We start from the raw sequence: 8,795 nt of genomic DNA, 5'->3' as shown, positions 1-8,795 counted from the left end.
CAGGAGATTTCTATCTCTGAAGTGCCAGCTCCTGCTATCACTGCGGCCACTGTTGCTGCTGGTGTCTCACCCACGGATGCAGCAATCGAGATTGGGGCTGATGGCAAGCTAATCTATGGACTGAGTGGTCAGAACTCCCAGGGCAACCGCTTTGAAGTGGATGTCAATGCCATTGGCGAAATTCAGCAGGTTGAAGAAGAAATTGACCAGAGTCAGGTACCCCCACCAGTACTCAAAGGTCTAAGAGTCTGGCTACCTGACTTCCAGCCTACTGTGATTAGGAGGAGCGTCCGAGCCACAGACGTTATATACGAATTCAATGGTAAGGATGTGCAAGGCAACAACCTTCAAATTGAAATGCCCTCTAAGGGTGGCAGGTTGATCCTCTTTACCTATTGAAGCAGAGAGTAACTCTACCTAGGTTTTAGGGAGCAGGGAGCAGGGAGTAGGGAGTAGGGAACAGGTAACTTTGGATCAGGGAAAAAATCCTGTGTACCTCGGCAGTCTTGATGCTGTCGCTCATGGTGGAAACCATGGCAGTTGCTCATGGGGAGGGGCTGTGTGCGGAACCTGGGTCCGCACCGCTGTTTGCCCCGTGGGAACCCCCGCCTGAAGGCACTGCCTCCCCAAGACCGTGCTAAATCGCTAGTTCTCTGCTCTCGTAACCAGGAAGTATGGTTATTCAACCGAATTTGATATTACTACTATGAGCCAACGGTGATGTTTTGATTCACTGCTTCGATGGCTTGGCGAGCAATATCGTCTGGAATCCTGGTGTACCCCAGTTCCCCGTTAAGGTCCTGACCTTTAGTGAGAATCCAATTAACCATATCTTTAATCCCCTGGGCTTTGGCCTGATTGGGGTACTTCTGGTACAGTAGCAGCCAAGTTAGACCGACAATTGGATAACCATCGGCTGGATCGTTAAGTTTGAGGGTGAAGTCTTGGTTAAACTCCACGTTGACCAGCCCTTTACTGGCTTGGTCAAGGCTAGGCTTGATATAGCGACCCTCTTGATTTTCAATTCTAGCGCTAGGGAAGTTGTTTTCTACAGCATAATGAGCTTCTACATAGCCAATGGCACCGTCAATCCGCCGCACTTCCGCAGCTACTCCACCATTTTGAGGACGGCTTGAGAATACCTTGAAGCCCCAATCTGGTTTTCGGCTAGGTTTGATCAGACCATGGGTAATCGCACTCAAGTACTTGGTGAAAATGAAGCTAGTACCACTACTATCTGAGCGCACAATAACTTTGATGTCTCTTCTAGGTAAGTAAGTGTTAACTTGCTTCCAATTACCGATTTGACCAGTAAAGATTTTCCCTAAAGTATCGCGAGATAGTCTAACAGAACTCACTACACCTTGGAGATTGTAAATAACTGACACAGCTCCCCCGGCTGTTGGCACCATTTGCAAGCCCCGTTTCATCTGACTTTTCTCCTCATCGGTTGGGGGCATATCACTACCGGCGAAATCAACAGACTCGTTAATGAATTCCTCAATGCCAGTACCACTGCCAATGGTACTGTAACTTACGTTAACGCTGGTTTCTTGTTGGTATTGGGAAAAGTAACGCTGGTAAAGGGGTTCGGGAAATGATGCACCGGCACCAAACAATGGTATTGCACTTGCTGCCTTGAGTGAAATTAATACAATGGCAACTGTAACTGTTAAGGTTATTAAAGTCCGACGGGACTTGATTACAGCTAAATTCATTAGTCTATAAGGATTAAGGATAATTCAAGAGTACAGATAGTTGGTTGGTAATGGGTTAGCTATCAGCTATCAGCTATCAGCTATCAGCTCTCAGCTCTCAGCTCTCAGCTCTCAGCTCTCAGCTTATGGGGAAAAGCATGACGTTTAAATTTTTGTTAAGTGATTCAGGATTAGCTGCTCCAGCACCTGAAGTGAAGCAGGGATAACCGTTCAGGAGTTTTGCGATTGGCCCAAAGGCCACGCTACGCGATCGCATCCTCCTCTACCAGATGTTCGTGATGGGGGGTGATATAACCTCTGAAAATATCAAAAACACTGGCATGTCCAGTAAATGATGGTAAAGATTAGTGAAGTATATCCTTTCACGACTGAAGTTTTCCTAATGATAGGTACTAGTTTGTCTTTGAATCTTTATTAAGATAAACAATATAGCAACTACAGCGTCCTAGCTCCTAAACAAACACACAAGTATAGGTATTATGACAAACAATCCCGGTGGATTTTCTGTAGGTAGTTCCGTAGGTGGTAAGGTCAGCAACCTACAAGGTAGCAATAACCGAGCCATTCAAGGTGAAGATAGTCAAAGTGTTCAAGGTGACAATATTAAAGGTATTCAAGGTGACAGTAACCAATCCATTCAAGGTGACAATAGTCAAATAAACCAAGGTCAAGGTACTGCATCAACCGAAGAACCGCTAACAAAAGAGCAGGTTATTGAGTTATTAGTAGAGCTGGATAAGTTGGTACGAGGGGCAGAGCTACCAGAGGATATCAAATAAGAAGCAACCATGTACCTTGGTGCCGCCAAAAAAGCCACAGAAAAGGAAGAACCTAAGAAAGAATTGGCACTCGCTAACCTGGAAACTGTGGCAGAAACCCTGGAAACAGCCAGTGGAAAAGCTGATGCAGGTAAAACCCTCTGGGGCAAAGCCAAGCCTATCCTGCTTAAAGTGGCAGATTGGTTCGGTGCTGCTGCTGCTTCACACATTATAGGTGTGTAGAACTAACTCATGAGCCAGTTACCTAATCAGAATTCTGACTCACAACAGCCTGATGTGAATTCATCTGAGCATCAGGTTGAAGCTTTTCAAGTTGGTGAGGATATGTCAGTTATCCAAGGTGATAACAATCGGGCTATCCAGGGAGATAAAAATCAGACAGTTCAAGGTGAGAAAAATCGGGCAGTTCAGGGAAATAGTAACCAAACCATTCAAGGGGAGAACAGCCAGATTAACAACATCTGGAATATTTTTAATCCGCAGCAATCTGTTCCAGGAGCCCAATTAACTCGCCAAGAATACCGCAACCGTCAGATATTACTCACTAAAATCAAAAACTTTTGGGTCAAAGACGTTTTGGAAAAATCCCTCTATCACCAGGTACTGATTGAATTGGGATTAGAAGAGAGACCCGATGCCATTACTAATCCTTTGAGCGAAATTATCGAAATCGGTGACGACTCACCTCAACCCCTCCCCAAAGGTACTAAAGTAATTGATGTTTTTGACCAAATTGGGACAGGAGCAACCTTACTAATTTTAGGAGAACCAGGGTCAGGAAAAACCACAACCTTACTCGAACTCGCCCGGGATTTAATTGCTCGTGCTGAACAAAACACTAATAAGCTAATTCCCGTAGTCTTTAACCTCTCCTCTTGGGCAAAGGAACAGCAGACGATAGCAGATTGGTTAGTAGAGGAACTGAACACTGTATATCAAGTTCCCAATAAAATTGGACAAGCTTGGGTAACGCAACAGCAACTACTACCATTGCTTGATGGCTTGGATGAAGTTAAGGCAGACTATCGAAACAACTGTATTGCTGCTTTGAACACATTCCATCAGGAGTATGGTGCTGAACTGGTAGTGTGTAGTCGGATTAAAGACTATGAAGCCCTATCTAACCGTCTGAATTTTCAGAAAGCAGTTTGTATAAGATTGCTTAGTTTAGAACAAATTTGTCATTACTTGAATTGTGTCGGGACTGAGTTAACGGGATTAAGGAAATTAATTGCAGAGGATACAGTATTACAAGAGTTAAGCCAGTCACCTCTAATGCTCAATATTATGACTCTAGCTTATCAGGGAGTAGCAGTTGAGGATTTGCCCAGAACTGACGTAGTTGAGGAACGGCGCAAGCAGCTATTTGATGCATATATCGAGAAGATGTTTAAGCGTCGGAAGACTAATCAACAATACAAAAATGCGCAAGTAAAGCGTTGGTTAATTTGGCTGGCGCAGAGGATGGTTGAGGAGTCGCAAACAGTATTTTTAATTGAAAAAATGCAGCCATATTGGCTAATAAATGGAAAGCAAAAACGAATTTATATACTGATGGAAGAGCTGATGGCAGGGCTGATAGAAAGGCTGATAGAAGCGCTGATGTTAGGGCTGATAGGAGGGCTGATGTTAGGGCTGATAGAAGGGCTGATAGAAGGGCTGACGTTCGGGCTGATGTTAGGGCTGATGGCAGGGCTGATGTTCGGGCTGATGTTAGGGCTGATGGCAGGGCTGATAGTCGGGCTGGATAAAGAAGCAAGGAAAGAAATCAAAACAGTTGAAATACTTGATATTAATTGGAAAAAAAACTTGATTAACCGGCTGAGGGAAGGGCTGAGGGAAGGGCTGATGTTCGGGCTGATGTTCGGGCTGATTATCAGGCTGATTGTCGGGCTGGAGAGTTCAGAAATTGAAAGAAAAACAAATCCAAATCAAGGAATTTGGAAATCAGCTCATAATGCTATAACTGTATGGCTGATATTCGGGCTGATATTCGGGCTGATGGGAGGGCTGATATTCGGGCTGAGGGAAGGGCTGAGGGAAGGGCTGATTGTCGGGCTGATGGGAGGGCTGATGGGAGGGCTGATAGTCGGGCTGGAGAATGGTGGTCTAGCCTGCATCCAACACTTCAGCCTCCGCCTTGTCCTCTACCGTAACAAATACATCCCTTGGAACTATGCCCGCTTCCTGGACTATGCCGCCGATCGGATCTTCCTACAAAAAGTAGGAGGAGGCTACATCTTTATCCACCGGATGCTGATGGAACACTTTGCCGAGATGAAGCTTGAGAACTGATGCTATATACATCGACAATCGCCAAAAGCTTTGCTTGATAATAGGATTAAATTTTTTCGATATTGGGGTAAAAATCCTCTCGGAATTTAGCAATTACTACACCTCTCATCATTTTTATCATCTGCATAAAAACTATACACAAGCATAGGCTTACTAAACTACCGATGATTAAAAAATAAAAAGCATAATCTCCACTATAATTGTTTTGGTAAGCTTTTGAAAACCCTCGCTGAAAAACATAACCAATATACAAAATTAAAAGTCTAGTTTTTAAAATCCTACTTTCTTCTTTATTTAAATACTCTGCAAAAGTCGAGTAAATCCTCCAAATTCCAAAGATATTATATATGGGGATTAGGCATAGGGCTAGCACTTTTCCAGGTTCGATTGGGTAATCACTATAAATCCTATTTAAATCAACGTGTAATCGATAAAGCCAGACTAAACCTAACACTCCTACGACTAGTTTAACAATAAGATAAACAAAGTATTCTAATAATATCTTTGATCCTGGAAACTGTTGCTCTATAATTGGAAGTTTTAACTGTAATAAAACCCCAAGTAAAACCAGAATGATTAGTAGTATTATTTCCAGATAAATAAATTTGATTAATACTTTACTAATTCCTACAGATCTTAGGCAGTTTGAACGATTATCAATAGCCATGACAACTGAATAATAAATTTTAAAATGACAGAGGGATTAGAGCAGAATAACTAGCTTAAAATAGAGTCTAAGATTAATCAATAAAGGGTTTTATAGCAGTTTTTAAATGAGTATACCACAGTGAACACACCGTTGGTTACAGTAACAGATCATTCTCTTGGAGTTCCATTTCCTTGTCGAGATTAATGGATACTTCTAATTTTGATCGGAACTTGGAAGACACAGGGATGAGAGGCTTTATAAGCCATGGGTTTTACCTGTTGCTGCAATTCATTTCAATCAAGATATTTATAGAATGTCAGATAATTCCCTGGCTTCGCAGTACCCTTAAGGGTACCTTTTTTGTTAAGAATGATTAACGTTAAGTTATTTTATTTTCAGAAATGTATAGTTCAGTATCTAATCCATTTTTACCAGATTAGCACAAAAATCATTAACAAGCAGTTTCATCCATAGTATAATCTGAATAGATTCAAAACAAGAAAGCGATCGCCAAAGGCGATCGCTTTCATTGAAAACCTCAAACTTTAGCCACTACAGAAATCCTTGATAAAGCCCTTAATTAGGGTAAAGACAATCACCCAGAAAGCAATCTTTATCATAAGATTACATTAAAACTATTTAATCTCAATCTACCCTAGGAGCAACGGTTTCCTGCCCGTTTTGCAGCAGCGTCACGCTTTCCACCGTGCCGTCTGAGCCTTGGTTAAAGACAACTCGCAAATCAATGACCCATGTAAAAAACTCAGTTTCGGAGGTAGGATAAAGGTTAAAGATAGACTGCCCTGTTCCCTGAATCCGCAATTGATTGGCTTGGGTGGTTATAGTTACCTGGAACTCAGGAGCAACCTGATAAGTTCCAATATAGTCCTCGTATACAGACGGATCTACCTCAGATGTGGGTTTGGAGTAGGGTTCCCCAAACACAATTGCTGCCAAATCCTGGGAAATTTGCTCTATATTGGCGGTTTCTACATTACTGAGCACAGCAACACTCACATCCTGGTCTGGGTAGTATTCCAGATTAGTCACAAAGCCGTTAATTCTCCCACCATGACCAATGCGCTGATGCTTGGGCTGTTTGTTTATTTCCAATCCATAGCCATAGAACAGATGGGGAGTTTCGTCAGGATTCTTCGGTACTAAGGGAGAGGTCATAGTAGCGATCGCCTTATCCCTTAAGATCGTTTTATCTCCCACCCCATGGTCAAACAAAAACTGATTCCATCGAGCCAGATCCTCCACCGTGGAATATAGTCCTCCGGCTCCCTGTGGCACGGACATATTAATATACTGTGCCTTGAGATAGCCGTCATCAATGAACTGATAACCATTTGCCAAGCCATCAATCACCGCCAAAGGATACTCGTAACCTGTGTTCTCCATCCCCAAAGGCTGGAGCAAATGCTCCTTTAGATAATCGCCATAGGACTGACCCGATACGGTTTCAATCACCTGGGTCAGCAGAACATAGCCTGAATTGCTGTAGCGACACTCTTTTCCCGGCTCAAATTCCAAGGGGAGGTCTTGGAAGCGGGCAATCAACTCCTCAAGGGTCGTCGGTAAAGTCATCCATTGGGTATAATCCCAAAAACTAGTATAGTTAGGAATGCCCGCCGTATGGGTTAGGAGGTGATGCAAGGTGATGCGATTCCCATGGGGATAATCTGGCAAGTAGGTAGAAACAGGAGCGTGTACATCAACCAACCCCAGATCCTGGAGTTGTAGAATCGCAGCAGCAGTAAACTGCTTTGTCACCGACCCCAACCGAAATCTAGTCTGGGGGGTATTGGGTAGCTGGTACTCTAGGCTAGCCATGCCATACCCCCTGGTAAACACGGTTTTACATGCCTTGAGTACGATAACTGCCCCTGAGAACCACCCAATTTCATGGTGGGCTTTGAGATAGGCATCAATTTCGGCGGAAATACCAGACTTTTTGTGAGCAGCGAGTTTCATTCCTGATTTCAATTGATAGATACATTTGTATCTTATTAGAGAATAATCTGGCTTTGTAGTACCCTTAAGGGTACCTTTTATGTGAAGTGAAATTAACATTAGACCTATGCGCAAAAGTATTTTTCTGATAGTGTTTACCTCAATTATTGTCCACTGTTCCCTGTTACCGACAACTGCCGCGAAGTCTATTAAGTTCTAAAGGGACGACGAAACAGGCTGATAGCAGAATGTCCGCTTTGAGTGAAGAGGCAGAGGTAATTAAAGAAATCAAAACAGTTGGAATATTTCAAATTAATTAGAAAAAAGTCTTGATGTTCATGCTGATGGTCGGGCTGGTGAATGGTGGTAAAGCCTGTATCCAAAACTTTAACCAGTTGATAAGCCGATTATTATCTCATAAAACTATCTCAATTCCTAATACATTGTTTCCTCATTCCCACGAAAATCATTAACAACCAGCATCATCTATTAAGCAACGCTGTATTAATTAGTCATTAGTGAATAATCACGATTCAGAATTATACTTAACCTAGATACAAACCGTTACATCTCGAAAACTACTTATTTCCTATTCCCTTTTGCCTGTTCAACACATCTGGCACGATCTTTAATTATATCAAATTTAATCACTAACGAGTCCAAAAAAAGTACCCTCAAGGGTACTGTCAAAGGATTATGGTATTGCTCATAATCAAAATAGTACTGAAATTTTATTGCACCTAAATAGTTAGGGTGGGCAATTATTCCAGTCTAAGCTTAAGCTAGGGATAACTTAATATAGCACTACGCATTAAGGTGTTTGAAATTGATACAAGCAGCAAAAGGTGCGACCCGTAGTAAACTTTTGCCTTTTGCCTTTTGCCTCTTGCCTTGCGCGTAGCGCTATATTGCCGAACCTACGGCTAGTGACAGTGGTGCAAGATTTCAGGGAAAGCAACTAGAGTAAACCATTGAGTTAGGTATATATCCTAAATTTATAGTTATGAAAGACTATAGCAATCTCGAAAGCAATCTTGAATCAGAACAAACAGAACATGCAGATTTTTGTGAAGATTGTCACCAAATTAACCTAATAGATAATCAACTTGAAACCCTGATCCACACACAAGCGATCGCAAAAAATCGATTAACTACTGTTCGACGGGCTCCTGGCTGCTCTACTTCTGTTCTGCGGGGACTAGACCAGCAGCTGATTGATCAAATTAATCGCATTGCACCCAATAGCTTGGTGAGTTTTGCCGACCTAAATGTGGCTAATGGTCCAGCAGTTCACCCTTTCCTTCAGGCAGCAGCTCAGCAGTCCCTGGCACGGGCAATTAAGGCTCGTGGTCGCACCCTTTCGGTAAATTCTGGTTACCGAACTATTGCTCAGCAACT

Annotated in this window: 8 protein-coding genes and 1 pseudogene; 5 read left to right on the top strand and 4 right to left on the bottom strand. The window is 42.6% G+C overall.

Annotated elements, in window-relative coordinates; translation table 11 throughout:
- A partial coding sequence (locus F6K37_RS16960) for a hypothetical protein (RefSeq protein ID WP_287251305.1) occupies positions 1 to 399 on the top strand: 399 nt, incomplete at its 5' end.
- A 14-nt stretch (positions 400 to 413) separates the two neighbouring features.
- On the opposite strand, the gene F6K37_RS16955 is transcribed toward F6K37_RS16960, so the two are convergent.
- Both F6K37_RS16955 and pstS read right to left on the bottom strand, forming a co-directional pair.
- Positions 414 to 548 carry a hypothetical protein gene (locus F6K37_RS16955; protein ID WP_287251303.1) on the bottom strand — a complete coding sequence of 45 codons (135 nt, stop codon included), beginning with the start codon at positions 546 to 548 and terminating at the stop codon, positions 414 to 416.
- Between the two features lie 156 nt (positions 549 to 704).
- Entirely contained in the window at positions 705 to 1,718 is a 1,014-nt protein-coding gene (gene pstS / locus F6K37_RS16950) for a phosphate ABC transporter substrate-binding protein PstS (RefSeq protein ID WP_287251302.1), read from the bottom strand.
- A 479-nt stretch (positions 1,719 to 2,197) separates the two neighbouring features.
- Between pstS and F6K37_RS16945 the strand changes: the two genes are divergently transcribed.
- The 3 genes from F6K37_RS16945 to F6K37_RS16935 are packed head-to-tail and all read left to right on the top strand — an operon-like array spanning position 2,198 to position 4,792.
- On the top strand, positions 2,198 to 2,497 hold the full coding sequence (locus F6K37_RS16945) for a hypothetical protein (RefSeq protein WP_287251301.1): 300 nt from the start codon (positions 2,198 to 2,200) through the stop codon (positions 2,495 to 2,497).
- A gap of 9 nt (positions 2,498 to 2,506) precedes the next feature.
- Positions 2,507 to 2,719 (top strand): hypothetical protein, encoded by a 213-nt coding sequence (locus F6K37_RS16940; protein WP_287251300.1) that lies wholly within the window; start codon positions 2,507 to 2,509, stop codon positions 2,717 to 2,719.
- A 9-nt stretch (positions 2,720 to 2,728) separates the two neighbouring features.
- The gene (locus F6K37_RS16935) at positions 2,729 to 4,792 is read left to right on the top strand and encodes an NACHT domain-containing protein (protein ID WP_287251299.1); all 2,064 of its coding nucleotides are present in this window, start codon (positions 2,729 to 2,731) and stop codon (positions 4,790 to 4,792) included.
- A 46-nt stretch (positions 4,793 to 4,838) separates the two neighbouring features.
- On the opposite strand, the gene F6K37_RS16930 is transcribed toward F6K37_RS16935, so the two are convergent.
- Together F6K37_RS16930 and F6K37_RS16925 are read right to left on the bottom strand one after the other, a co-directional pair.
- A complete protein-coding gene (locus F6K37_RS16930; RefSeq protein ID WP_287251298.1) occupies positions 4,839 to 5,459 on the bottom strand; it encodes a hypothetical protein in 621 nt (206 codons plus the stop codon).
- A gap of 627 nt (positions 5,460 to 6,086) precedes the next feature.
- Entirely contained in the window at positions 6,087 to 7,418 is a 1,332-nt protein-coding gene (locus tag F6K37_RS16925; protein WP_287251297.1) for a serine hydrolase, read from the bottom strand.
- A 982-nt stretch (positions 7,419 to 8,400) separates the two neighbouring features.
- Here F6K37_RS16925 and F6K37_RS16920 point away from each other — a divergent pair.
- Positions 8,401 to 8,795: pseudogene (locus tag F6K37_RS16920) on the top strand (hypothetical protein); the annotation flags it as partial.

This window comes from Moorena sp. SIO4E2 (genome assembly GCF_010671945.1).
Lineage (GTDB): Bacteria > Cyanobacteriota > Cyanobacteriia > Cyanobacteriales > Coleofasciculaceae > Moorena > Moorena producens.
The sequence above is the reverse complement of the archived record's forward strand: the minus strand, read 5'-3'. Positions and strand labels throughout refer to the sequence as shown.

Excerpts from the sequence above, each read along its gene's own strand:
- F6K37_RS16955 (WP_287251303.1), bottom strand. The coding sequence starts at position 548 with ATGAGCAACTGCCATGGTTTCCACCATGAGCGACAGCATCAAGACTGC.
- pstS (WP_287251302.1), bottom strand. The coding sequence starts at position 1,718 with ATGAATTTAGCTGTAATCAAGTCCCGTCGGACTTTAATAACCTTAACA.
- F6K37_RS16945 (WP_287251301.1), top strand. The coding sequence starts at position 2,198 with ATGACAAACAATCCCGGTGGATTTTCTGTAGGTAGTTCCGTAGGTGGT.
- F6K37_RS16940 (WP_287251300.1), top strand. The coding sequence starts at position 2,507 with ATGTACCTTGGTGCCGCCAAAAAAGCCACAGAAAAGGAAGAACCTAAG.
- F6K37_RS16935 (WP_287251299.1), top strand. The coding sequence starts at position 2,729 with ATGAGCCAGTTACCTAATCAGAATTCTGACTCACAACAGCCTGATGTG.
- F6K37_RS16930 (WP_287251298.1), bottom strand. The coding sequence starts at position 5,459 with ATGGCTATTGATAATCGTTCAAACTGCCTAAGATCTGTAGGAATTAGT.
- F6K37_RS16925 (WP_287251297.1), bottom strand. The coding sequence starts at position 7,418 with ATGAAACTCGCTGCTCACAAAAAGTCTGGTATTTCCGCCGAAATTGAT.